The sequence below is a fragment of the Paenibacillus sp. FSL R5-0914 genome (assembly GCF_038004525.1).
In the GTDB taxonomy this organism is placed as follows: domain Bacteria; phylum Bacillota; class Bacilli; order Paenibacillales; family Paenibacillaceae; genus Paenibacillus_AQ.
Genome location: NZ_JBBORH010000002.1, coordinates 557,684 through 580,858 on the forward strand (window position 1 = coordinate 557,684; position 23,175 = coordinate 580,858).

General features: G+C 41.2%; 27 protein-coding genes. 25 read left to right on the forward strand and 2 right to left on the reverse strand.

Features of this window, described 5'->3' with window-relative positions; all coding sequences use genetic code 11:
- The first annotated feature begins 39 nt into the window (after positions 1-39).
- The 3 genes from MKX60_RS18655 to MKX60_RS18665 are packed head-to-tail and all read left to right on the forward strand — an operon-like array spanning position 40 to position 3,001.
- The gene (locus MKX60_RS18655) at positions 40-1,161 is read left to right on the forward strand and encodes a hypothetical protein (protein ID WP_341060640.1); all 1,122 of its coding nucleotides are present in this window, start codon (positions 40-42) and stop codon (positions 1,159-1,161) included.
- Positions 1,158-2,120 (forward strand): ABC transporter ATP-binding protein, encoded by a 963-nt coding sequence (locus tag MKX60_RS18660; RefSeq protein WP_042187768.1) that lies wholly within the window; start codon positions 1,158-1,160, stop codon positions 2,118-2,120. Before MKX60_RS18655 ends, MKX60_RS18660 begins: the two co-directional genes overlap by 4 nt.
- Positions 2,117-3,001: an ABC transporter permease subunit gene (locus MKX60_RS18665; protein WP_341060641.1), complete on the forward strand. Its 885-nt coding sequence runs from the start codon at positions 2,117-2,119 to the stop codon at positions 2,999-3,001. Before MKX60_RS18660 ends, MKX60_RS18665 begins: the two co-directional genes overlap by 4 nt.
- Before the next feature lie 91 nt (positions 3,002-3,092).
- On the opposite strand, the gene MKX60_RS18670 is transcribed toward MKX60_RS18665, so the two are convergent.
- Positions 3,093-3,419, reverse strand: a complete 327-nt coding sequence (locus tag MKX60_RS18670; protein ID WP_042127276.1) for a winged helix-turn-helix transcriptional regulator — start codon at positions 3,417-3,419, stop codon at positions 3,093-3,095.
- Positions 3,420-3,612: 193 nt separating this feature from the next.
- On the opposite strand from MKX60_RS18670, the gene MKX60_RS18675 reads away from it, so the two are divergent.
- The 20 genes from MKX60_RS18675 (at position 3,613) to MKX60_RS18770 (ending at position 20,420) form a co-directional block, all read left to right on the forward strand.
- Complete coding sequence (locus MKX60_RS18675; protein ID WP_341060642.1) at positions 3,613-4,392, forward strand: GTP cyclohydrolase II; 780 nt, start codon at positions 3,613-3,615, stop codon at positions 4,390-4,392.
- Positions 4,393-4,470: 78 nt separating this feature from the next.
- Entirely contained in the window at positions 4,471-5,526 is a 1,056-nt protein-coding gene (locus tag MKX60_RS18680) for an ABC transporter ATP-binding protein (RefSeq protein ID WP_042187774.1), read from the forward strand.
- A 127-nt stretch (positions 5,527-5,653) separates the two neighbouring features.
- A complete protein-coding gene (locus tag MKX60_RS18685; RefSeq protein WP_042193809.1) occupies positions 5,654-6,403 on the forward strand; it encodes an ABC transporter permease in 750 nt (249 codons plus the stop codon).
- A gap of 48 nt (positions 6,404-6,451) precedes the next feature.
- The gene (locus MKX60_RS18690) at positions 6,452-7,195 is read left to right on the forward strand and encodes an ABC transporter permease (protein ID WP_179085851.1); all 744 of its coding nucleotides are present in this window, start codon (positions 6,452-6,454) and stop codon (positions 7,193-7,195) included.
- Between the two features lie 115 nt (positions 7,196-7,310).
- Positions 7,311-7,940 carry a hypothetical protein gene (locus tag MKX60_RS18695; RefSeq protein ID WP_341060643.1) on the forward strand — a complete coding sequence of 210 codons (630 nt, stop codon included), beginning with the start codon at positions 7,311-7,313 and terminating at the stop codon, positions 7,938-7,940.
- 321 nt (positions 7,941-8,261) lie between these two features.
- Positions 8,262-9,215 (forward strand): phospho-N-acetylmuramoyl-pentapeptide-transferase, encoded by a 954-nt coding sequence (gene mraY / locus MKX60_RS18700; protein WP_341060644.1) that lies wholly within the window; start codon positions 8,262-8,264, stop codon positions 9,213-9,215.
- A gap of 47 nt (positions 9,216-9,262) precedes the next feature.
- Positions 9,263-9,574, forward strand: a complete 312-nt coding sequence (locus MKX60_RS18705) for an ArsR/SmtB family transcription factor (RefSeq protein WP_060624147.1) — start codon at positions 9,263-9,265, stop codon at positions 9,572-9,574.
- Positions 9,575-9,656: 82 nt separating this feature from the next.
- Complete coding sequence (locus tag MKX60_RS18710) at positions 9,657-10,835, forward strand: MFS transporter (RefSeq protein ID WP_341060645.1); 1,179 nt, start codon at positions 9,657-9,659, stop codon at positions 10,833-10,835.
- A gap of 171 nt (positions 10,836-11,006) precedes the next feature.
- Positions 11,007-11,627: a thermonuclease family protein gene (locus MKX60_RS18715; protein ID WP_341060646.1), complete on the forward strand. Its 621-nt coding sequence runs from the start codon at positions 11,007-11,009 to the stop codon at positions 11,625-11,627.
- Between the two features lie 160 nt (positions 11,628-11,787).
- On the forward strand, positions 11,788-12,555 hold the full coding sequence (locus MKX60_RS18720) for an SDR family NAD(P)-dependent oxidoreductase (RefSeq protein WP_341060647.1): 768 nt from the start codon (positions 11,788-11,790) through the stop codon (positions 12,553-12,555).
- 154 nt (positions 12,556-12,709) lie between these two features.
- Positions 12,710-13,165: an NUDIX hydrolase gene (locus MKX60_RS18725; RefSeq protein WP_076298900.1), complete on the forward strand. Its 456-nt coding sequence runs from the start codon at positions 12,710-12,712 to the stop codon at positions 13,163-13,165.
- A 91-nt stretch (positions 13,166-13,256) separates the two neighbouring features.
- A complete protein-coding gene (locus MKX60_RS18730) occupies positions 13,257-14,360 on the forward strand; it encodes a PRK06851 family protein (RefSeq protein ID WP_076298901.1) in 1,104 nt (367 codons plus the stop codon).
- Positions 14,361-14,506: 146 nt separating this feature from the next.
- The gene (locus MKX60_RS18735) at positions 14,507-15,250 is read left to right on the forward strand and encodes an AzlC family ABC transporter permease (RefSeq protein ID WP_076286403.1); all 744 of its coding nucleotides are present in this window, start codon (positions 14,507-14,509) and stop codon (positions 15,248-15,250) included.
- Positions 15,247-15,558 carry an AzlD domain-containing protein gene (locus MKX60_RS18740; protein WP_042187788.1) on the forward strand — a complete coding sequence of 104 codons (312 nt, stop codon included), beginning with the start codon at positions 15,247-15,249 and terminating at the stop codon, positions 15,556-15,558. Before MKX60_RS18735 ends, MKX60_RS18740 begins: the two co-directional genes overlap by 4 nt.
- Before the next feature lie 33 nt (positions 15,559-15,591).
- Positions 15,592-17,100, forward strand: a complete 1,509-nt coding sequence (gene pdxR, locus MKX60_RS18745; protein ID WP_076286402.1) for a MocR-like pyridoxine biosynthesis transcription factor PdxR — start codon at positions 15,592-15,594, stop codon at positions 17,098-17,100.
- A 106-nt stretch (positions 17,101-17,206) separates the two neighbouring features.
- Positions 17,207-18,181, forward strand: a complete 975-nt coding sequence (locus tag MKX60_RS18750; RefSeq protein WP_076286401.1) for an ROK family protein — start codon at positions 17,207-17,209, stop codon at positions 18,179-18,181.
- Between the two features lie 87 nt (positions 18,182-18,268).
- Positions 18,269-18,538 (forward strand): PQ-loop domain-containing transporter, encoded by a 270-nt coding sequence (locus tag MKX60_RS18755; protein WP_076286400.1) that lies wholly within the window; start codon positions 18,269-18,271, stop codon positions 18,536-18,538.
- A gap of 110 nt (positions 18,539-18,648) precedes the next feature.
- The gene (locus MKX60_RS18760; protein WP_341061133.1) at positions 18,649-18,885 is read left to right on the forward strand and encodes a GNAT family N-acetyltransferase; all 237 of its coding nucleotides are present in this window, start codon (positions 18,649-18,651) and stop codon (positions 18,883-18,885) included.
- A 22-nt stretch (positions 18,886-18,907) separates the two neighbouring features.
- Positions 18,908-19,783 (forward strand): serine/threonine protein kinase, encoded by an 876-nt coding sequence (locus tag MKX60_RS18765; RefSeq protein ID WP_341060649.1) that lies wholly within the window; start codon positions 18,908-18,910, stop codon positions 19,781-19,783.
- Between the two features lie 103 nt (positions 19,784-19,886).
- On the forward strand, positions 19,887-20,420 hold the full coding sequence (locus MKX60_RS18770; protein ID WP_042187799.1) for a hypothetical protein: 534 nt from the start codon (positions 19,887-19,889) through the stop codon (positions 20,418-20,420).
- 3 nt (positions 20,421-20,423) lie between these two features.
- Here the strand turns inward: MKX60_RS18770 and MKX60_RS18775 are convergent, their stop codons facing one another.
- The gene (locus MKX60_RS18775; protein ID WP_076286396.1) at positions 20,424-20,858 is read right to left on the reverse strand and encodes a DUF4395 domain-containing protein; all 435 of its coding nucleotides are present in this window, start codon (positions 20,856-20,858) and stop codon (positions 20,424-20,426) included.
- A 162-nt stretch (positions 20,859-21,020) separates the two neighbouring features.
- On the opposite strand from MKX60_RS18775, the gene MKX60_RS18780 reads away from it, so the two are divergent.
- Both MKX60_RS18780 and MKX60_RS18785 read left to right on the forward strand, forming a co-directional pair.
- Positions 21,021-21,590 carry a TetR/AcrR family transcriptional regulator gene (locus MKX60_RS18780; protein ID WP_076286395.1) on the forward strand — a complete coding sequence of 190 codons (570 nt, stop codon included), beginning with the start codon at positions 21,021-21,023 and terminating at the stop codon, positions 21,588-21,590.
- Between the two features lie 49 nt (positions 21,591-21,639).
- Positions 21,640-23,094, forward strand: a complete 1,455-nt coding sequence (locus tag MKX60_RS18785; RefSeq protein WP_042193817.1) for a DHA2 family efflux MFS transporter permease subunit — start codon at positions 21,640-21,642, stop codon at positions 23,092-23,094.
- Positions 23,095-23,175 lie beyond the last annotated feature (81 nt).

The window sequence follows — 23,175 nt, forward strand, 5'->3', positions numbered from 1 at the left end:
GAAGTTACGAAGTAATCTTTAAAATCAGGAGGTATAATAATGAATAACTATTCAGGAAAGCAAGATAAAGATAAGCAAAGTACAGACGAAGCCTGGGCCAAGCTACAGAGTAAGTTAGAGAATGAGCCTTATAATCCTCAATGGGCAAAATGGAGTCAAAATACGGAAGCCCAAGTTGAGGATTCTGTTAACTTAAGTCAGCCAGAAAATCTAGAGAACCTTGAATCAGAGTCAACTCCAACGGTAGTACAGGACATACTTGTAACTACCCATGATAAGAAAGTACAACGTCCGAGTCGACTGCGTATGAACCGTCGTCGGAAGCTAGGAGTTGTAGCTGCGAGTGTAGCTGTTTTTGCAGTCATTCTCGCGACCCCAATTGGAAACACAGCAATGGCATCCATTCTGAATCAGTTCCGGATGGAACAGGTTACGGTTGTTCATGAGAGTGATCTGCGTAATATTTTTACACAGGTGGCTGAAGACGGTGAACTTAATCGATCAATTAATCAATTCGGTGAGTTTACAAACGCTAGCGGGGCTTACATTGGTGAGTTGCCTGCGGATCAACTGAAGGCTACCCTAGGCTATCCAGCGAAAACCGCTGCTTTAGTGGAAGGGCATAATTCAGTTACGGTGGGTGCTTCACAAGATATCACGCTTAATCTGAAAGTGGACGAAGTGAACAAAGCCCTGAAAAAAATTGGAGCAGAACATCTGCTGCCCGAATCGATTGACGGTAAACCAATTACACTTCATATCCCGGAATTTGTGAATTACAATCTCTCATCTGACGAAACGCACTGGGCAAGTCTGTCGCAGATGAATGCACCTGTACTTAACGTTGATCCTTCTATTAAAGTGGAAGAGGCTTTGGAAGCTGTAATGAATTTCCCACTGCTCCCAGATTACTTGAAGACTAGCTTAATGCAAAGCAGGGTCTTATCCGGAGAAATCCCAATGCCGTTAATCGCTGGTGAAAATACGGAGCAAATAACTGTGGGTGACACTTTAGTTATAGTTGACAATTATGAATACAGCCGCGGTCCTGTATATCAAGCTACATGGATTCAGGATGGACAGCTATTCAATTTGTCAGGTGAGCTCTATTCGAGTAAAGAGAAGCTTATGACCAAGGTTCAGGAGCTGATTGAATCATGAGTACTGCAGCAATTGAAGCCAAGTCCCTAACTAAAGAATATGATAACGGACGCGGTTGTCGAAATGTAAGTATTACTGTAGGGAAAGGGGAAGCCTTTGGCTTCCTCGGCCCTAACGGTGCAGGTAAAAGCACCTTTGTAAAAATGCTTGTAGGTCTTATTCATCCATCAAGTGGCAGTGGAACTCTGTTCGGGCATAAGATTGGTTCGCTAGAAGCTAAATCACTAATCGGTTATTTACCCGAATTGTATCGTTATCAGGAATGGCTAACGGGTGAGGAGGTTGTGAGGCTGCATGCAAGACTATGCGGAATGCAGCGGTCTGTAGCAGATAAGAGAATTCCACAACTTCTTGATGAGGTTGGAATTGGTAAGCGTGGACGTGACCGAGTGAAGCATTACTCTAAGGGAATGCAGCAAAGACTGGGTTTAGCTTGTGCACTTGTTAATGAGCCGGCTATCGTATTTTTGGATGAGCCATCATCGGCACTAGATCCAATCGGACGTCAGGAAGTCCGGCGTATATTACAGAATCTAAAAGAAAAAGGGGTTACGATATTTCTAAACTCTCATCTGTTAGAGGACGTTGAAGTACTTTGCGACCGAATGGCGCTACTTAATAACGGAGTTATTCTCCGGCATGGTAAAGTGTCCGAGGTGTTAAACAAGCGTATGAGCTGGCGATTTAAAGTAGGCGGCTTTGCGCCTATTTTATTGTCGTGGCTAAAAGATCAGACAGGCTTGCAGATCCGGGTGTCTTCCCATACCGAAGAATCCATAGACAGTAGTAGGGTTTGGTTGGAAGCGGAGCTGGAAAGTGAAGAGCAGGTGGGTTGGCTGAATACACTGATTATTGAACAAGGGATGACCTTATATGAAGTTTCACATCAGCAAGAACGTCTAGAAGAGTGGTTTATGAATGCTGTATCAGGACTAAGCCACAGAGGTGAACACGAATGAGAATTATAATGGGTATGACCTGGAAAGAACTGATACGCAAAAGAGTAATGGTGCTGACATTAATTATGACCGTGGTCTTTCTTATTGGGTTTTGGTTTATTGCGGGTACGATCGGGCAAAGTTCTATGTCTCACGGATCGAGTTTTCCAAGCGGAGAAGAACTCCTTATTCGTTTTACAAATGGTTTATTTATTTTATCGTTTGGATTTTTCTTCGGAGCATTTGTAATTGCTTTTTTAGCTATTTTTAGTTCGTTTTCCGCCATTTCAGGTGAGGCAGAGCAGGGAGTGATGCAAGCCTTGCTTCCAAGACCAATTCCACGCTGGAAATGGTACGCAGGTCGCTGGCTTGGTTATGTAACACTAGGAATAGGTTATGCACTTATTTTATTTGTTTCTATATTGCTAATTACGCAAGCCCATACCGCAATTCCAAGAGATGGATTAGCGTTATTCAAATCATTTTTGCTCTTTTCTTCCATCGTACCGTTGCTAATAACTGTTTCTATGCTGGGTTCAGGATTCTTCTCAGCCCTTGGGAATGGAGTCTTTATGACGATGCTTTATGGAGCAGGATGGCTAGGAGGAATGATTGACAAGGTAAGTAGTTCTTTATTATCTAAGCCCGAAGCACTCAGCACTCTAAATAATATGACGGGTATAATGTCCTTACTTATGCCTGTAGATGGGTTACAGCGCAGAATGACTGCTGAACTGTTTAGTATTAACGAAATGAACGGGATGTTTAACGCTTCCAATAGTCTGTTTGGGTTAGATAACTTCACCTCAGTCCCATCTAATTCATTTATCGTCTATGCGATCTTCTATACACTAATCGCGTTCTTAATCGGATTGTATCGTTTTCAACGGAAGGATCTATAGCAGTTTAACAATATATCGAAGAACTTAAAATGCCCTTTTTGTTTCCGGATTTACGGAACAAAAAGGGCTCTTCAAGTTAGTTTAAGTCGGATTAATTTGTAACACCAAGCTCAATCCAGTCTGTAGACCAATTTCCAATTTCACCAAGTATAGGAGCCAACGCGGTTCCTTTTGGAGTAAGGGAGTACTCAATGCGTACTGGCATTTCTGGATATACGGTTCGCTCAATAATACCTTCGATTTCCATTTCTTTTAATCGGTCAGATAACACTTTACCACTTAGATTGGACAGACAGCTTTCTATTTCGCCAAAACGACGTGGACCTGGCATAAGCACGAAAACGATCAGCGCGACCCAACGTTTACTTAGCAAGTCTACCGCTTTTTCAAAGCGAGGACACATGTTGAAATCATTCATAATATCACCTCGACATTCATTATATCATAAACTTACATAAAGTAATTATAAATATTTAAAGATATATTATAACTTGACGAAGTTATATTACAATGATAAACTTACTTACAAATAGTTACTTATATTTTAACTAATATTCGATCCTTATGTATAGCTATAGCTATACCAGATGAAATTGAGGAAGGTGTTACACATGACAAAACCAGATATTATTTCTATCCTACAAAATAAAATTACTCGGATTCCTTTAGAAAACAGTACAAATATATTGGTTGGACCGATTACTTTACCCGTGAATTTAGACGGAGAGACTGTTACTTTTAAATGGTACAACTGGCTGAACACTACGGATGGAGAGCTTCTTGGTGATAATAGTGAAGCAACAGCCGCTTTGATTTCAAAGTTACCATCCATGAGCCTCGCAGATGGTCAGCAATCCAGTGTTTTAGTATATGGTGATTTCGAAGGTTCAGATGAAGCTTTGATTCGGATGCACAGCATTTGTCATACCGGCGATATTTTTGGCAGCAAACGTTGTGATTGTGGCTTCCAACTGCATCAGTCCATGAAAATGATCGTCGAGCACGGTTCAGGTGCGTTATTCTATCTTGCTAACCATGAGGGTAGAGGCATTGGACTGTTTAGCAAATCTTTAGCGTATCTTTTACAAGAAGAAGGATACGATACAGTTGAGGCTAATTTAGAGCTGGGTTTTTCTGATGATTCAAGAAATTATGAAGAAGCGATTAGCGTTCTACAACATCTACGTCATAAACCAGTCACGTTAATTACGAACAATCCGAAGAAACTGGAAGCTCTCAAGACTGCAGGTATGAATGCTGTGAAAAGAGTACCGCTGTGGGGAGATGTATCTTCTTTTAACGAGAAATACTTACGCACCAAAGTGGCTCGTTCAGGACATCTAGAGGCAGTGAAAGAAGCGAATCCAATTGTAGGAAGACTGGCTAAGTAAAAATTGAGGTAGTGCTTTTGCACTTCTTCAATTATAATGGGTTACTGGAACCCAACTTTAAGCTTAGTGAGGTACAATATGACTGCTATTCAAGTACAAGACTTACGCAAAACATTCAAAGTACAAAAAAACCGCGAAGGTCTCAAAGGGGCCTTCGCTGATTTGTTTAAAAGGGAGTATACGGAAGTAACTGCTGTAAAGGATATTTCCTTTTCCATTCCCGAAGGTGAGATTTGTGGTTATATCGGCGAGAACGGTGCTGGGAAATCAACCACGATCAAAATGCTCACGGGTATTCTCGTACCAACTTCAGGAAATCTTACGGTGGGTGGTTATGTTCCTTATTTGGAGCGCGAGAAATTCGTGAAGAATATCGGTGTGGTGTTCGGGCAACGCAGCCAGCTATGGTGGGACATTGGGGTCATTGAATCCTTCCAGCTGCTGCGCAAGGTATACCGGGTATCTGAACAAGACTTCAAGAAACGGCTGGATGAATTGGTCGAACGATTGCAGTTGCAAGAACTACTGAATCGTCCTGTTCGTAAGCTCAGTCTCGGTCAGCGGATGCGTTGTGAATTAGTCGCAGCATTACTTCATAACCCTTCGATTGTATTTCTGGACGAGCCAACCATTGGTTTAGATATTGTGGTGAAGTCAGAGATCCGTGAATTCCTTAAAGATATGAACCGTGAGCATGGAACAACCATACTGTTGACTACACATGACCTGCAAGATATTGAAGCCCTTTGCTCGCGGGTGATTATGCTTGATGATGGTCGAATTATTTATGACGGCGGACTAGAAGATCTGAAACAGCGCTGGGGAACCGGACGTGAAGTTCAATTTCAATTCGGAAATGCAACGAAACGGCAATTGCTTGAGCTTTGGACTGAAGGGATGCCGGTTACTTGGTCTGCAGACAACGATCTTGGAGCATCGGTTTGGATACCGCTGGATATTAATGTATCCGATGTTTTGGGACGGGTAGTAGGGAAAGCCGACATTACTGATATCAAAATCATTGAGACGAATACGGACGATATTGTTCGCAGTATTTATCAATCCGGGTCTGCGGATAAACCAGAGAAACAAGCTGCCGCTCTGAAGGATGAAAGAGAGGCTTTACATGTCTGATAAGCTTAATGCTGCAACAGCTATGTCTTCGTCCTCAGGAGGTTCGTCTTCAGGTGGTCCTCCAGAGAATAGTCGTAGATTACTGTTTGGGGCGTACTTAGATTTTATACGGATCCGGTTCCTTACCATGCTTGCTTATCGGATTAACTACTACTCAGGTATTCTTATCTATTCACTGAATATTGGGGTTAACTATTTCACTTGGATGGCCATCTATGGTAATGGGGATTCACTTGGTGGCTTTACTGCAACGCAAATGACATCATATGTTGCTGTGTCGTGGATGGCTCGAGCCTTTTATTTTAATAACCTAGATCGCGAGATCTCTACAGATATCCGTGATGGAAGTATCGCTATCCAGTTTATAAGGCCCTATAACTATGTCTTAGTCAAAATGATGCAAGGTCTTGGAGAGGGAATGTTCCGCTTCCTCTTATTTATGATTCCCGGCATGGCGATAGCGATGCTGCTGTTCCCGGTTCAATTACCGACAGCGCCATCTGCATGGGCGGGTTTTCTTGTAATGCTCTTTTTCAGCTTTTTGATTAATTCACAGATCAATATTATTACTGGGCTCTCGGCTTTCTTTGTTGAGAATAATGAGGGCATGATGCGTATGAAGCGGGTAATTGTTGATCTGTTCTCTGGTCTGATCGTGCCGATCAGTCTGTTTCCTGACTGGCTATCTTCTATACTTAAGGTGCTGCCGTTTCAGGCGATTACTTACTTGCCAGGTTCTGTATTTACAGGACGGGTGCAAGGGGTTGGGATTTGGAATGTACTAGGGATACAGATCGTTTGGTTCCTGGCATTACTGATTCCAATTGTCTGGTTATATCATGCGGCGCGGCAGCGTCTCTTCGTGCAGGGAGGTTGAGGAAACGTGTATTACCTTGGATTATTAATTGAATACATTAAAAACTATATGAAGTCCCGGCTCACCTATCGCGCCGATTTTTGGGTAGAGGTCATATCAGATTTGCTCTTTCAGGCTACAAATTTTATCTTTATACTAGTAATCTTCATGCATACGGATAGCCTTGGCGGCTGGAATCAGAACGAAGTAGTGTTCGTTTATGGGTTCTTTATGGTGCCTTTTGGGGTGTTTAGTTGTTTTGTGAATCTATGGGGATTTAGTGAGCGTTATATCGTCAAAGGTGAGATGGACCGTATTTTGACACGTCCGGCGCATAATCTGTTCCAGATCTTTTTGGAAAATGTTGATCCACCAGCACTAATGGGCTCATTCATAGGTATTATTATTATGGCCATCAGTGGTAGTAATCTGGGTCTTCCCTTTGAATGGTGGACGATACCGGCTTTGATCATTCTTACGTTAAGTGCCGTCGCCATCTATACTGGGATTTATACAACATTGACTTCATTGTCTTTCTATTCGGATGCTCCTACTGGCATTCTTCCGTTAATGTACAACATTCAGACTTATGGCCGTTATCCGGTAACGATTTACAATCGTGCTATTCAGGTACTTCTAACTTGGATTATCCCGTTTGCATTTGTCGGGGTATATCCAGCAGCGCTCTTCCTGCAGCGTGAAGAAATGACGAGCCTGGCGCTGATGACACCTGTTGTAGGTGCGATATTCCTTGGGATTGGTCTGTTAGCTTGGAGTTATGGGGTTAGAAGATATAAGGGCGCGGGATCTTAAGCTAAGCTATTGTCTTGTTAAGTTGGAAAGGCTACCTTCGGGTAGTCTTTTTTTTTCACTCCTAATTCATCAATATGCTAAAATCATTAATAACTAGAATGGGGAGGAATCATAGATGAATGTGTTAGATATTTTACCAGCACCCGAAAACTTAAAAAAACTCATGAAAATACTTGCTTCTCTAAATATTGTCCTATGTTCAGAGGAATGGCTTCGCTATCATAGTTTTGATTCTAAATTTGATAAGAATGTTTCTCTAGCATCGATCGATAATGGCTCAGGTGATCATTTGTTTATTATTTTTGCACCTCAAGGAACGATAATTAAAGGTTTTGATCATGAATCCGAAGTAAGTCCATATGCGCGCGACGAACATGAAGTTTGGCCAGGAATCTATGAAGAAGTCCCAACCTCACTATTGTCTTTACTGGAAGATGAGGCGATAACTAAGGATGATGTTACTTTTTGTTTTTGGCGTGAAAATAATGACTTGACGTGGCAAAAGGGGAAGGTAGAGATTCCAGCGGGGACAGAAGATGGTTCGGACTTTTTGCTAGGGACTATTTTCCGCACAGCTGAGGATTTTGTGGAATTTGCCGAAGGTTATTTTGAACTCACACTCCCCTTAGAGGTTGTTGCACAAGTTTATGAGGGTGCAGCTATTACAAAAGAGATGATCAAAGCGTTAAATCCTGATGGTGATATTGAGAAAATCCTTCAGGAGTTAGCAGAGCTAGACTCTTAGGTAATTATCGATTTTGAAAACAAAGGGGGATGTGAAATAAATGAAGGGCTGCCGATAGGCAGTCCTTTATTTATTGATCGGAAGTATTTCTTAATGAGGAGCGAAAATAGGAAATAAAAACAGAATACTTTCTCTTTATCAAAGTTTTATTTACATATATCATTTTACTAAAGATACAAGTGAGAGGGATAAAACTTTACATAATTCAAGCGATCTTAATAACTCTCAAAACAATTTTGTGAGTGTGAGTTAGGTTCCAGAGTAGGAGCACTTGGAGTGGAAGTGATAAAATGATGCTTTTCAAAGAGGGGAGTTTGTTATATGTTTGGAATTATGGCTATTTCCGGCCTGTCTTTTCTTCTAGTGGCGCTATTTACGCCGTTGTTGATCAGGACACTGCACAGGCTGAGGCTAACGCAGCCAATTCGCTCCGAGTTACCAGCGGATCATCAGGCCAAACGTGGTACACCACTTATGGCAGGGTTGGTCCTGCTTATCGGGATAGCGATCTCGTTACAGTTTCATCCCGGACCTCTAATGTTACTCTTATGCATCACGTTTTTGTTGTTTAGCTCGGTCGGATTTCTGGATGATTTCAAAAAGGCTTTTTGGCAAAATCCGTCCGGCATCACCGGCCGCTCAAAGCTAGTGCTTCAATTTATTTTTACTGGAATCATTTTGTATGTGTTGTTCCAATCGTTCGGCCTAACGAGCAATATTGTGTTATTTCAAGGGCACTATCTGCAATTGCCTTTGTACCTTTATGTCGGAATCATTTTGCTGTTTGTAGTGGGCTCCGCAAATGCCATCAATTTTACGGACGGTCTTGATGGGCTACTGATCAATGTAGCCATTCCGACGTATTTTTTCTTTTTTATGATTTCGGACAAACCTGAAGTGCAGACATTTTCCCTTGTTATGATCGGCTGTCTGCTTGGGCTGTTCCTTTACAATATTTATCCGGCAAGAGCGTTTATGGGCGATACAGGATCGCTGGCGATCGGTGGCTCTCTTTCCATTTTAGCTGTCATTGAGAAGGTCGAGCTTTTGATACCGATTTTGTTTTTCGTCTATTTTGCGGAGCAGTTGTCGGTCATATTACAAGTTTGGTACTATAAACGAACTAAGCTGCGTCTGTTCCGAATGGCTCCGATTCATTACCATTTCAGCTTAAAATATGGATGGAGCGAAAACAAAATCGTGATGATTTTCGGTTTCATTTCTTGGGTATCCGTACTGATTTGCTGGTTAATTTGGAAATATCTCATGCACTAAATAAATTTTGCATTTACAAATCTATAAAAGTAGATATAATAAAATGCATGGAACCTTTAGTGATATTTAAAGCTTTGTCTAACGAGACGCGTAGTCAGATTATGATGTGGTTAAAAACTCCAGAGGAATTCTTTGATGAGAAGCCTTATTTACAACAAGGCCTTAGTTTTCGAACTGGAATATGCGTGGGAGATATTCAAGCTAAAGCGGGACTTGCACAGTCTGTTATCTCGAGTTATTTGTTGACAATGCAAAAAGCTGGTTTGTTGGAATCTGAGCGAATTGGGAAGTGGACGTACTATCGTCGGAACGAGAAGACAATTCAGGAATTTTCCGAGTATATTAAACAGAAACTATAAATGAGAGGAGGGAAGACTTTTTTTTGATAATACATATCTACAAATCTGTATATGTGAATATAAATGGAGGATTATTTTAAAAATGAAAAAGATTAACCCGTTGCTTATCATTATTCTGGCTTTAGGTGTATTTGGTATTATCACTACGGAAATGGGGATTATAGGTGTTCTACCGCAGATAACTCAAAAATTTAATATATCGACTTCACAGACTGGATGGCTTGTAAGTATATTTGCTTTAGTCGTTGCTATTTCTGGTCCATTTCTAACATTACTGGCTTCTGGTATTAATCGTAAAGTTATTCTATTAACGGCTGTACTTATTTTTGCAATTTCAAATGTTGTGTACGCTTATACAACAATGTTTGAAGTAATGCTGATTTTTCGTATTATCCCTGCTATTTTTCATCCTGTCTTTTTTTCAGTTGCTCTTGTGACCGCTGCTCAACTTGTCCCACCAGAAAAGAGTACTAAAGCAGTTACAAAGGTTTTCGCCGGAATCACAGTCGGGTTTGCTTTTGGTGTGCCTTTGACTTCTTATCTCGCGGACAAAATATCATTAGAAGTTGCTTTCCTGTTTGGTGCTGTTGTAAGTATAATTGCCTTTTTAGGGATACTCGCTTGGCTTCCTTCCATGCCTGTTAAAGAAAAAATGTCTTATGGCAAGCAGCTTGGTATACTACGCAAACCCCTATTGTGGTTAAATATTGTGACTGTTATTTTTATTTTTGCAGCTATGTTTTCTGTATATAGTTACTTCGCTGAGTATCTTGGACAAGTAACACATATGAATGGATCATGGATTAGTATCATGTTGATGGCCTTTGGTATAGTCATGATTTTTGGGAACTTTTTATTTGGGGGCCTTTTACATAAAAGCATTCCAAAGACCGTCATCATGTTTCCTCTGCTATACGCTGTAACTTACCTCTTCGTTTATTATCTAGGATCTTATTTCATTCCGATGGTTATTATCATAATCATTTGGGGGGCAGTGCATTCCGGCGGACTCATTATCAGTCAAGCATGGTTAACGACCGAGGCGAAAGAAGCTCCCGAATTCGGTAACAGCTTGTTTATTTCATTCTCCAATCTTGGAATTACGATAGGAACTTCTATCGGTGGTTGGTTTATTTCTCGCTCGGGTATACATGAACTCCTCTGGATTGGAATTATTTTTTCCTTGCTTGCTTTCTTATCGATCATAATCAAAATAAAAATTTACAACTTAAACGTAACAGAAGCTAAGCTGGGTGATTAACGGAGATTATGAATTTATTAAAACAGCGACAGTCATGTATCTTATTTTTCTGGTACATAGCTGTTGTTGTTTTCTATATTAAGTATTACAAACTTGTGTTTTTTACTATTTTGATTTATTTTAATTAGACCCCATGAAGCTATTACATATGTATAAGAAAGAGGTTTATCCATGAGTAAAACGTATCTATTAAAAATCTGCTTAGCCATCACCCTCATACTCGGAACAGCTACCGCTTGTACTTTCGCCGAGCAGTCTACTCCAGATCAAGCTCCATCTATAACAACAAGTCCTAGCCCTAAATCTGATGCTACGGCAAAGAATACACAAGAGGATAACAGACGTTTATTAGATGCTAAGGTAACACGGGTAGTTGATGGTGACACCATGAAGCTGACTATCGACGGTAAAAAAGAAACAGTACGCTTGCTACTAGTCGATACCCCTGAATCCGTTAATCCGAACATTCCTGAGCCACAGCCATTTTCGATAGAAGCCTCTGATTATGCCAAAAAGATGCTTACTAATAAAGATGTGCAAATTGAACTAGATGTATCAGAACGAGATAAATATGGTCGTCTACTCTGTTATCTCTATATCGATGGCAAAATGTTTAATGAGCTTCTGCTAGAGCAGGGTTATGCACGTGTGGCATATGTATTTGCACCTAATACGAAATACGTAGATCAATTTAGAGCTATACAGGATAAAGCAAGAGAGCAGGGAATCGGCATCTGGAGTATTGAAAATTACGCGCAAAACAATGGTTTTCATGTTCCAAAAACGAAATGATTATCTAGTAATCAGGATTTATAGAGCTACCATGAGGTAGCTTTTTTTATATTAGGGAGAACATACACAGAATGGATGTATTTGACAAGGCGATTCTTTAAATGGGATACTCTAGTAGTTGGTATTAGTATCAGGTTATAATTCGAGGAGGATTGCCCTTATGAAATACTTCATTATTACAGGAACTTCAAGAGGAATTGGAGAGTCAATAGCAGAACAACTAGTCTCTCCTGATCACTATTTGTTTTGTATCTCACGTGAAAGAAATGAGAGTTTAGTGAGCAAAAGTAGTAATATAACCTATTATGAATTTGATTTGAATCACATTCATCTGATTGAATCTCTGATGGGGAGTATTTTCAATTCTATTGACGTGTCAAAAGCGGAGGGAATCTACCTTATTAATAATGCTTCAATGATTGCTCCTGTCTCATTTATTGATACAGCTAGGGTTGATGAAATAATGGGAAATATAAATGTGAATTTATTAGCTCCCATTATACTAACCTCAATGTTTATAAAGTATACAAATGGTCATCTAATCGACAAAAGGATCTTAAATATATCATCCTCTTCTGCTAAAGATCATCATCCTGGCATGAGTCTGTATTCAGCAGCGAAAGCTGGACTAGATGTTTTTTCACAATGTGTGGGACTAGAACAGAATCACTCCAAAACACCAGTTGGAATTGTATCGATCTGGCCAGGAATGATTGATACCAATCTGCAAAAAGAGGCTAGAAGCCAGGATAAATCAACATTTCCATCAGCAGAGATATTTGAGGTGGTTAAGGATACTGGGATGCTCACAACAGCACAGGAAACAGCACAACAAATCATTGAGTTTTTGTTTAAGCCTAATTTTGAACACGGTGCAGTTGTGGATATTTATGATTACTCAAAACTTCAACAGCATTTAAGTATATAAACAGACTAAAATAACTACTTTTCGGAGTGTATTATGCGAGATATAGATTACAGCATTTATTATTGGCAGGATGATGATCGGATCTGGACTTACTGAAGCTGAATTTCTGGAAAAGAACAAAAAAACAAGCCATTAAGGAAAAGGATGCTGTGTAATGAGCAATTATATTATGGAGCTAAGAAAACTAGTAGGTACCAGGCCGCTTATTATGGCAGGAGCCTGTGTTTTGTTGTGTAGCGAGCAGCAATTACTATTACAACGTAGAATGGACAACGGTTGCTGGGGGTTGCCAGGTGGCTCGATGGAGCTTGGGGAGACTTTGGAAGAGGTTGCTAAAAGGGAACTTTTTGAGGAGACAGGTTTACAAGCCAGAGGACTTGAATTGTTCGACATGTTTTCTGGACAAGAGCTTTATTACAAATATCCAAACGGTGATGAAGTATATAATGTTGTAGCCGCTTATCTATGTACAGAATTTGACGGTGCGCTTAAAGAAGATGGAATTGAAGTGCAAGAAGTCCGTTTTTTTAATTATGGAGAATTGCCTAGCGAGTTATCACCTCCTGATGTTCCAGTCATTAAGAGATTTATGGATCATTTTATGAAGTAAGACCACATCTCACTTAAAGTGTCACCTTTCCCAGGGAACCATAATACGATGAAATATGAACCATGACATTAGCCCGGAAAGGTGTGCGATTATGAACGGAACAATCCTCAATTTCTTTGCTGGCGGGAATACGGCTCACGGCTTTTACAGCCTCTATGAGTCGTCATTGCAAAGTTTAACGCGTCTATATGTTTTAAAAGGAGGCCCAGGTACGGGGCAGACCAAACTGATTAGAGAAATTGGAGAGCAGTTGAATCAACAAGGTTATGAGATCTGGTTCATCCACACTGCATCAGATAACGATTCATTCGACGGTGTGATTATTCCCAAATTAAATATAGGAATTGTGGATGGAACAGCTCCGCGAGTAATAAACCCTGAACTGCCTGAAGAGTCCATCGTATTTGTAGATTTGGAGCAGGCCGCTGATCAGTTCCAGTTGTGCCAGCAGAAGTTGGAAATCGATAATTTAGTCGGAGCCATTAAACAAGAACATGAATTGGCTTATGCTGGCTTTGCAGAAGCTCTTCGCATTCATGACGAATGGGAAGCAATTTATATCGCGAAAATGGATTTTCAAGCAGCCGACGAACTGACACAGGAGTATATTAAGCTTCTGTATGGTGATCAGAAATCTGAAAAATCCAGCCGGGTAGATCATCGTTTTTTAGGTGCGGCGACGCCTAAGGGGGCAGTGGATTTTGTTCCTAATCTAACCTCAGGACTAAAAAGATATTTGGTTAAAGGACGTGCGGGCTCCGGAAAATCTACACTGTTGAAGAAAATAGCGGCTGAAGGCATCAAACGTGGTTTCGATGTTGAAATTTACCACTGTGGCTTCGATCCAAATAGCCTTGATATGATTATCGTGCGTGAGCTTGGATTTGCTATTTTTGATAGTACGGCTCCACATGAGTACTACCCTGATCGGGCAACCGACGAGATCGTCGATATGTATTCCCGCTGTATACTGCCTGGTACAGATGAAGAATATTCCGAAGCTATAGCCGGCATTAAAGAGCGATATTCGAGTACCATGAAACAATCCACACAACATCTTACAGACGCAAAAGTATTCCTAGTTGCATTAAAGCAAATCTATACTTCTACCCTGAATTTTGATCGAGTAGACCAGATTAAATCGCAGATTTTAGAGGAAATCAATGAGATTGTTGAAAGTCCACTGGAGGTTTAAACCTACATTTAAGATCGCTCTCTAGAGGGCGGTCTTTTTTTGTGAGAAAAGAAATTGGTATGGTACATACGCACCAATGTGGTTATTTCCACTGGAACTGTATCCAAGTATGCTCTCTCTAGTAACAACGATAAGGAGAGAAACTTATGAATGATCAAAAAGTAATGTTTAGAACAGGGCTAAAAGATTCTATCGCAATTGTTGCAGGATTTATCCCAGCTTGCTTTACGTTTGGATTGGTCGGTAAGGGGTTAGGTCTAGGAAGTCTGGAAGTATTCTTATTGTCAGCGCTCGTATTTGCGGGGGCTAGTCAATTTATCGGTGTAAAAATGCTTGCCGCAGGAGCAGCCGCTCCAGTGATCTTACTGCTTACTCTGATCATTAACTTAAGATATTTGTTTATCAGCTTATCCTTTGGAGGGCAGTTAAATCGTAACATCAGTGTACTAGCGAGAACTTGGATTGGCTTCAGTTTAACAGAAGAGGTATATGCCGTTAGTATGATCCCACGAGAAGAAGTAAATCGTAAAACGGAGAATGAAAAAATGAACCAGCCATTAGGACTTCCTTATCTGCTAGGCCTACAAATCCCTCCCTATGTCGCTAACCTGATAGCAACAGCTTCGGGGATCACCCTTGCCTCCTATATCCCAGCTTTATATTTACCGGCGCTAAACACGTCATTATATGCCTTACTAATTGCACTTGTTGTACCTCAATTGAAAGGCAGCTTACGGAATATGGCTATATGTATATCAGCTGCAGGATCATCTTGGCTACTGAACCCTTTGCTGGGAAACTCTTCGATTCTTATAGCTATGTTGATCGGCATGGCAGTGGGTTCCTTAATTAAAGGGCAAGTCAAAGCGGAGAAGGGGGTATCCATATGACTATATTAATCATCATAGGTATGGCTGTTATTACATTTTTATTTCGTTTTGTGCCTTTACTGCTTACGAACCATACGAATGGTTCTTCCAAAGTCCAAGCGCTACTGGAGTATTTGCCCATAGCGGTTCTTAGTGCATTAACGGTACCTGGAATCATTCAGGTAGACCCAGATGTTAATCTTGTGGGTATCGCATCAGGGACTGTCGCTGTTATACTGGTATTAATTAGAAAAATTCCGCTGCTCTTCGTGATTCTAGGCTCTGTTTCCGCAGCAATACTCGTAAAAATGCTAACCCTATATTTTTAAATCAAAAGTCGGAACAGAAGGGGAGGACCTCTTATGAAGCATGATTTGCTGATCACACTCGATAAAGAACGACAGATACCATTTAGCCGTCAAATTTACGAGCAAGTTCGAAATGCTATCCATTCAGGAGCTTTAAGCGGGGGGGACCCCCTGCCTCCGTCTAGAACTTTGGCCAATCAGCTTGGAGTATCCAGAAGCGTGGTCCTTCAATCCTATGAGCTTCTACAGGCAGAAGGGTATCTGGAGATGAGAAAAGGGGCGGGAACGTTTATTGCGGAGTTGACGTTGGAGGAGAAAGTTACAAAAGATTATGAGAGCCCTTACAATTTTATAACGAAGGGACCTGATATCCTTACGCTTAATCCTCCTTCTACTAGAGAAGTTGATCATTTGAACCCGGTATTTTGCGATTTTCGACATGGTGTACCTGCTTGGGATGCGTTTCCTATGGATCAATGGCAAAAAGCTTTAATGAATGCATGCCGTCGCGCTTCACCGGATACTTTAGGCTATGGCCCTGCGGAGGGTTCACTGGGACTACGCAGAGAAATTGCTCGTTTATTACGTTCCACGCGGTCTATGCCCGTTGTTCCAGAACAAATCGTGATTACTTCTGGAGCTACGCAAGCTCTTGATATTTTATCGAGGATTTTCTTATTTAAAGGTGATCAAGTCATTGTTGAAGATCCATCACATAGCGTTGTGCGTGAAATATTTTCTTTTGCTGGGGTAGAGGTCATACCTGTTAAAGTAGATCAAGATGGCATCTGTGTGGAAGAGATCCAGACAAACAGTGATAACGATAAAGAAGGTAATCTTAAAAAATCGCCAAAGCTAGTCTATGTTACGCCTTCTCACCAGTTTCCTTTTGGGACGACACTGTCCTTGAAACGAAGAGTTCAGCTGTTGGATTGGGCGAAAGCTAATCATGCTTTTATTATTGAAGACGATTATGACAGTGAATATAGATACGAGGGTCCGAAATTATCCGCGCTTGCTGGTCTAGATGTTGAGGGTCGAGTCATTTATGTAGGCAGCTTTAGTAAAGTATTATTTCCTTCTCTGCGGATAGGTTATGTTGTGCTGCCTCCGGCTTTGCTTCAACCTTTTTTGGCCGTTAAATGGATTACAGATCGCATGTCTTCTGCTTTGGATCAGGAAGCTTTAGCTGAATTTATTCAGAATGGTCACTATGCAAGGCATGTTACACAGATGGGTAAGCTGTATGCCTCTCGTAGAGCCTGTCTCGTAAATAGCTTGAATACTGAATTTGGGAGTCGAGTGCGATATTATGGCGAGGAAGCGGGGCTACACTTACTGATTGAGCTGGAGTCGGATGCCGAAGAGAATCGTATAGCTGAAGTGGCGCTCCGTTACGGAGTTCGTGTATATCCTGCATCCTCTTATTTTCTGGAGAGTAAACCTAAGGGACCTGTGTTTCTACTAGGCTATTCTAATCTTACTGAGAATCAGATTAAGATGGGTGTGAACAGATTGATGTTAGCCGAAGTAGAAGCGACAGTTAGTAGTAGTCATTTGTAATAGAAATGTTGGAACTTTATCATATAACTTGTATGTTCCCTCTATAGTTTCAGCCTTCAGACATTCATAATAAAAGGTGAAGTTATTTCTAATTCTGGAGGTTCTTATGAAACGCTACATTATAGGAATTGATCTCGGTGGAACGAATATCAAAGCAGGAATTTATGATTTCGATTTTATAGCTGTAAAAGAAATATCTACACCTACAGAGGCAGCCAAAGGCCCGTTACATGTGCTGGAACGGATTAGAGAAGCTGTACGTTTGATTACGGTTGAAGCGGATATTTCGTTAGATTTAGTAGAAGGTATGGGAATCGGAGTGCCCGGATTACTTGATCCGGTAGCGGGCATTTCTTTTTTCTCGCCTAATTTTCCGGGGTGGGAGCAAGTACATGTTGTTGACGTGATGAAGCAGTTTTATGATTTCCCTATTTTCATTGATAACGATGTAAGGGTTAATCTGTATGGAGAATGGCAGCAAGGTGCAGGCAGAGGTTATAACAATCTAGTTCTGATTACTTTGGGAACGGGTTTAGGATCGGGTATTGTGAACAACGGGAAAGTAATCTACGGCACGTCTTATAGCGCTGGTGAAATTGGGCACATGAATATGTACAGGAACGGACGACCTTGTAAATGTGGGAGCTCGGGCTGCTTGGGACGATATGTCTCCGCGCTTGGCATGGTGAACACTTTTAAAGAGAAGCTGAAGGAAGGCCGAACCAGCATGATTCAGACCTGGACAAATAATCAAGAAGAGCAAATTACCGCGCTAATGATATCTGAAGCCTACGAACTCGGAGACGCTCTCTCTATGGAGGTCATGCAGGAGACAGGGACTATACTTGGCTTTGGATTAGCGAATGTAGTGAATATGCTCAACCCTGATCTTATTATTGTAGGTGGGGGGATGGCAGCAGCGGGCGATAAGTTGCTCCAACCTGTAAGAGAAACTGTAAGTCAGCATGCGTTGAAGCTATCTGGAAGTAAGTGTGAAATTGTTCAAGCTTCGCTGGGAAGTCGGGCCGGAACTATTGGTGCTGCCTCTTATGCATATAGTAAGCTTAAAGAAGCAGAGTAGCTAAAAATAATTGTTAATTTAGTATGAACTGGAACCAGATGGAGCCGCCCGGAATACAACAGTAATAAAATCCGTGGAGGTGCTCATATGTTTGCAATCATGCAATTAATAGGTGGGGTGATCCTGTCTTTGGGATGGATTCCTCAAATTATTCAAATCCTTAAATCAAAATCCGTAGCCGATTTAAATTTAAAGTCGTATTTACTTATGCTGCTCGGTATTAGTCTAATGGAAGCATATGCGATAAGTTTGGCGGTTACGGGAGTAGGTTTAGCTTTTTTGATTACGAATACGATGTCCTTATGTGTTGTGTTGCTGGTTATTATTCTAGTGCTTAAATATCGAGCAAGATCATGATTGAAGTTAAGAAGGTAGGAAACGGAATGACGTACAGTTATCGAAAAGCCGCATCTACGGATTATGCCGCAATATGACAAGAACAAGATTTGTACTGGCTATGAAATATTATTGTTTCACCCGATTATAGAGGTAAGGGAGCCGCGGAGTATTTGATTCGTACCATGCTTGCTGCTGCTAAAGAGGACTTACAGCTTCAAGAGTTACATCTAGTTTGTCATAATGTGAATACTAAAGGGATGTTATTATACTCCAGGTTAGGGTTTAAGCCGTATGAAATTGTTAAAAGAACAAGTCCTCATGAAACATTCATCGCTGGAATCTTTATGAAAATAGAGCTAACTTAGGTTAGTAAATGTGGAGGTACATTTGAGCGAAAAATATTTTACATACGAAATCGATGCAGTAACTTTTCAATTGCAAGAGCCTTGTGATTTTGCTTGGTTATCTAAACTTGGCAGGGTGTTCAAAGTGTTCGATCAGCAGGACTCGGGAAATCTTTCTTTTGGTGTGGAGAAGGAGGGTCAGAAGTATTTTGTGAAATTTGCTGGTGCAAAGCCTTTGACTTACGATGGGAACTCCTCGGATGCTATTGATAATTTGATTAAAGCTATTCCGTTGTATAATATGCTTGAATCTGAAACACTGATCTCTCTGGTGTCACATTTTGAAGTTGGAGTGGGATATGCAGCGGTGTTTGAATGGTTTGAAGGTGAATGTATGCATTCGCATTGGCTGTTTGCGGGAGAAGCTAAGTTGAACCATCCGGAATCGCCTTTTTACCGCTATAAGCAACTATCTATTGAAAAACGTTTAGCGTCCTTAGACGTAATCTTTGCATTTCATGAACATGTTGAGTTGCAGGATTATGTCGCTGTCGATTTTTACGATGGAAGTATTCTTTATAATTTCGTGAACGATGAAACAAGGATTTGTGATATTGATTTTTATAGAGCTAAGCCAACTGTAAATGACCTGGGAGAGAACTTCTGGGGCTCATCGAGATTCAAGTCACCGGAAGAGTTTATCTTGGGTGCACCGATTGATGAAGTTACCAATGTATTCAATATGGGCGCAACAGCATTTGTTCTTTTAGGAGGAGCCTCCGACCGGTCGTTTGCAAAATGGGAAGCGAGCCAAGCGCACTACGATATTGCTTTACGGGCGGTTAGTCTGGAGCGTGAGCAGCGGTATCAGAGTGTAGCGGAATTTAAATTAGCTTGGGATAGAGCAGGAATTGTTTGAGGTAGGTGGGAAGTGAGAACTGCTTAAGCTGTAAGATAAGAATGATAGCCCTGCTATTGTCACATGATATGATTTATAAATAGAACAAGCAGGAGGGATTTCATTGAAAAGAGACATTCAGCATGTTCCCTACGGCTATGAGCCACCGGTTGAACAACGTAAAGGGACGTTAGTGTTTTACGATTCTTTTGAACATATAACAGATCAGGAGCTTGTAATCGCGGCAAAAACGGCCACCGATCGGCGTTTCACTAAGCTAGTGCTGTATCCGCTTCATGAAGAAACGGTGAGACGGATGACCAAAGAGCCGGTGAGCGCTTATTATAAGCGTGAGGACCGGCTGCATGAATGGAAGAGGGAGCAAGGACTTAGCTTCATCACGGTTGAGAGTTTGGAGGGAAAGCGAAAGAAATATACTCCGCTTGATTCCGCGCTTCGGCATCTTGCAGAAATCTATCCTTCGCCGATTTTTCTGTATTTAACACCTGAGGTGGCAAATCAGTTTGCGTCTTACTCCTCTTTTGAAGAGTGGATTGTAAAAATCCGCTTATTGTTGCCATCTGCACCTTCATCACTTCATCCAAGGCTACTAAAATTTCGCCATCGCTGGGATGTTGTTGGAGAAGAAAAAGATTAAGATTTAGTGTGTGCTGCTCTGTTTACGTCTGTAATTGTACATTCTCCACTGATAATGGATAAAACATCCGATGCAAAAACCAAGTATCGCAACAGTGGCTGCCACTGCAACTAGCGCTGTGAAAATATAAGCAGCAATCGTCCACCCTGCGATGAAGCTGATCAGACCACCTGTGAGGCAGAAGACAGCAATCGTTTGGTTAAACTGTTGCTGTGACCAGTCTTCGAGTACATAGTGCGAACGTTCTTTTGTCAGAAACTTAGCAGCCAGTTTAATGATGGGATTATAACCGAACAAGAGTCCGAGCAATCCGGCAAACAAGGGCAGCGCAAGAATCCAGTGCTGTCCTGTTAGCCATGTTAATATTACAGAAATGACGATAAACGCCTGATTAGTCTTTACTAATGGTCGTGGAATTCCTTTGGGCACGACATGCATTTTATTCACACCTTTCTCATTGGAATAATTATAGTATACGCTGAGGTTGAGGGAATGGGAAGTAGATTACTTTGAATTTAAGTAATTTATATGTTGACATATCTCTTAAAAATATGGTTTTATTATGTAGACCAATTGTTATAATGCAAAGGAAGTGTCAGCTTGTCGAACAAGCCGAATACGCGTGAGGCGATTCTGGACACCGCTTCGAAATTATTTTTTTCTCAGGGATATCATGCAACAGGACTAAATCAGATTATTAAAGACAGCGATTCACCGAAGGGATCTCTTTATTATTACTTCCCCCACGGTAAAGAAGAGCTGGCTTTAACATGCATTAACCGGACTAGTCTAACAGTCGCTCAGAAACTGAACTGTCATATAGAGAGCAGCAATAGTGCAGCTGAAGCAATGGAGGAATTTATTCTAGGCATGGCTATGGATGCAGTGGAATCTTCATTTGAGGGGATTGTTCCATTTAGTTTTTGGTTAGCGGCGGAGACCTCTTGTATTAGTGAGGAGCTGCGGACTGCATGTAAATCTGTGTTTATAGACTTGCAGGATGTGATCAAGAAACGCCTTCTGGAAGAAGGTGTGGAGAGTAACACTGCAGCCGATAAGGCTTCAGTAATAGTCTCATTATTTGAAGGAGCGCTTCTTCAGACGCTGACTTTACGGGATGAACAGCCGCTTCTCGCGGCGGCGAAGATTATCCCAGCAATACTTGGTTAGAGATAGACAATAGATAAGAACATCAGGGGGATTAAGAGTGGAAGCAACTATGCAAGGAAAGCAACAAAAGGAAGTAAAGAAGTTTAAAACCATTCCGATTCTAGTCTCTTTACTACTTGCAGGATTTATCGGAATGTTCAGTGAAACCGCACTGAATGTAGCTTTAAGTGATCTTATGAATGTCCTTCAAATTACTCCAGCAACAGCACAATGGTTGACGACGGCTTATCTGCTTACACTGGGAATTCTAGTACCGATTTCGGGTATGCTGCTTCAGTGGTTCTCGACTAGACAGTTGTTTGTTGCTGCATTATGTTTTTCAATACTTGGAACGTTTTTAGCTGCAGTATCACCTAGTTTTGAGTTCCTATTAACAGCGCGTGTGGTACAAGCAATGGGTACAGCGCTTCTTTTACCACTTATGTTCAATACGATCCTTATTATCATTGCTCCTGAAAAACGGGGTGCCGCGATGGGGATGATAGGGTTGGTTATCATGGTAGCACCAGCGATCGGTCCTACTATTGCCGGTCTTCTAATTGAAAGCCTTAGCTGGCACTGGATCTTCTGGCTGTCACTGCCATTCCTGGTTATCGCATTGATATTCGGGATCCTCTTCATGCAGAATGTGACGAAGGTTACGAAGCCGAAGATCGACATCCTCTCCATAGTGTTATCATCAATCGGGTTTGGTGGAATCGTGTTTGGTTTCAGTAGCGCCGGTGAAGAAGCTGGTTGGGGAAGTCCAAAAGTAATCATTGCTATCGTAGTAGGTGTGGTATCACTCTTATTGTTTGGTTTGCGCCAAATGAAGATGAAGCAGCCTATGATTAATCTGCGAGCTTTTAAATATCCAATGTTCTCTATTGGTGTGGCTATGGTATTTATTTGTATGATGGTTATCCTTTCATCCATGTTGATTCTTCCAATGTATCTTCAACAGGGTCAAGGGTATACAGCGTTCAAGGCAGGCTTGCTGCTACTTCCAGGGGGGATTATTAACGGATTGATGTCCCCAATCATGGGTCGTCTGTTCGACAAATACGGTCCCAAATGGCTCGTTATTCCGGGTCTAATTATTGCAGCTACAGCTTTATGGTTCTTCTCCAGTATTACTGTAGCTTCTACGGTCGTATTCGTAATCGTACTTCACAGTACGCTTATGATTGGTGTGTCGATGGTATTTATGCCTGCACAAACCAACGGAATTAACCAGCTGCCGTTAGAATTATATCCAGATGGTACAGCGATCATGAATACATTGCAGCAAGTTGCTGGTGCGATCGGTACTGCATTAGCTGTCAGCATTATGTCCGCAGGTTCTAAGAGTTATTTGAAGACTGTGGCCGATCCTGCCGATCCAGCTAATATGTTGCCTGCATTCACGCAAGGTGTACAAAATGCATTTATTTTCGGAATGAGTATGGCGATTGTAGGTCTAATTCTTGCGTTCTTCGTGAAAAGAGTAGTCGTTAATCATAAAATGAATACACCAATGCATTAATCATTAAGCTTGTAAAATCCCCTTACGGTAGATAGTGGAGAAGGTTCATGTACATATGAACATACCACTGTTAATCGGAGG

Excerpts from the sequence above, each read along its gene's own strand:
- MKX60_RS18710 (WP_341060645.1), top strand. The coding sequence starts at position 9,657 with ATGAAAAAGATTAACCCGTTGCTTATCATTATTCTGGCTTTAGGTGTA.
- MKX60_RS18670 (WP_042127276.1), bottom strand. The coding sequence starts at position 3,419 with ATGAATGATTTCAACATGTGTCCTCGCTTTGAAAAAGCGGTAGACTTG.
- MKX60_RS18680 (WP_042187774.1), top strand. The coding sequence starts at position 4,471 with ATGACTGCTATTCAAGTACAAGACTTACGCAAAACATTCAAAGTACAA.
- MKX60_RS18740 (WP_042187788.1), top strand. The coding sequence starts at position 15,247 with ATGACTATATTAATCATCATAGGTATGGCTGTTATTACATTTTTATTT.
- MKX60_RS18685 (WP_042193809.1), top strand. The coding sequence starts at position 5,654 with ATGCTTGCTTATCGGATTAACTACTACTCAGGTATTCTTATCTATTCA.
- MKX60_RS18675 (WP_341060642.1), top strand. The coding sequence starts at position 3,613 with ATGACAAAACCAGATATTATTTCTATCCTACAAAATAAAATTACTCGG.
- MKX60_RS18735 (WP_076286403.1), top strand. The coding sequence starts at position 14,507 with ATGAATGATCAAAAAGTAATGTTTAGAACAGGGCTAAAAGATTCTATC.
- MKX60_RS18705 (WP_060624147.1), top strand. The coding sequence starts at position 9,263 with ATGGAACCTTTAGTGATATTTAAAGCTTTGTCTAACGAGACGCGTAGT.
- MKX60_RS18755 (WP_076286400.1), top strand. The coding sequence starts at position 18,269 with ATGTTTGCAATCATGCAATTAATAGGTGGGGTGATCCTGTCTTTGGGA.
- MKX60_RS18720 (WP_341060647.1), top strand. The coding sequence starts at position 11,788 with ATGAAATACTTCATTATTACAGGAACTTCAAGAGGAATTGGAGAGTCA.
- mraY (WP_341060644.1), top strand. The coding sequence starts at position 8,262 with ATGTTTGGAATTATGGCTATTTCCGGCCTGTCTTTTCTTCTAGTGGCG.
- MKX60_RS18665 (WP_341060641.1), top strand. The coding sequence starts at position 2,117 with ATGAGAATTATAATGGGTATGACCTGGAAAGAACTGATACGCAAAAGA.
- pdxR (WP_076286402.1), top strand. The coding sequence starts at position 15,592 with ATGAAGCATGATTTGCTGATCACACTCGATAAAGAACGACAGATACCA.
- MKX60_RS18690 (WP_179085851.1), top strand. The coding sequence starts at position 6,452 with ATGAAGTCCCGGCTCACCTATCGCGCCGATTTTTGGGTAGAGGTCATA.
- MKX60_RS18695 (WP_341060643.1), top strand. The coding sequence starts at position 7,311 with ATGAATGTGTTAGATATTTTACCAGCACCCGAAAACTTAAAAAAACTC.
- MKX60_RS18660 (WP_042187768.1), top strand. The coding sequence starts at position 1,158 with ATGAGTACTGCAGCAATTGAAGCCAAGTCCCTAACTAAAGAATATGAT.
- MKX60_RS18725 (WP_076298900.1), top strand. The coding sequence starts at position 12,710 with ATGAGCAATTATATTATGGAGCTAAGAAAACTAGTAGGTACCAGGCCG.
- MKX60_RS18750 (WP_076286401.1), top strand. The coding sequence starts at position 17,207 with ATGAAACGCTACATTATAGGAATTGATCTCGGTGGAACGAATATCAAA.
- MKX60_RS18785 (WP_042193817.1), top strand. The coding sequence starts at position 21,640 with ATGCAAGGAAAGCAACAAAAGGAAGTAAAGAAGTTTAAAACCATTCCG.
- MKX60_RS18730 (WP_076298901.1), top strand. The coding sequence starts at position 13,257 with ATGAACGGAACAATCCTCAATTTCTTTGCTGGCGGGAATACGGCTCAC.
- MKX60_RS18715 (WP_341060646.1), top strand. The coding sequence starts at position 11,007 with ATGAGTAAAACGTATCTATTAAAAATCTGCTTAGCCATCACCCTCATA.
- MKX60_RS18775 (WP_076286396.1), bottom strand. The coding sequence starts at position 20,858 with ATGCATGTCGTGCCCAAAGGAATTCCACGACCATTAGTAAAGACTAAT.
- MKX60_RS18655 (WP_341060640.1), top strand. The coding sequence starts at position 40 with ATGAATAACTATTCAGGAAAGCAAGATAAAGATAAGCAAAGTACAGAC.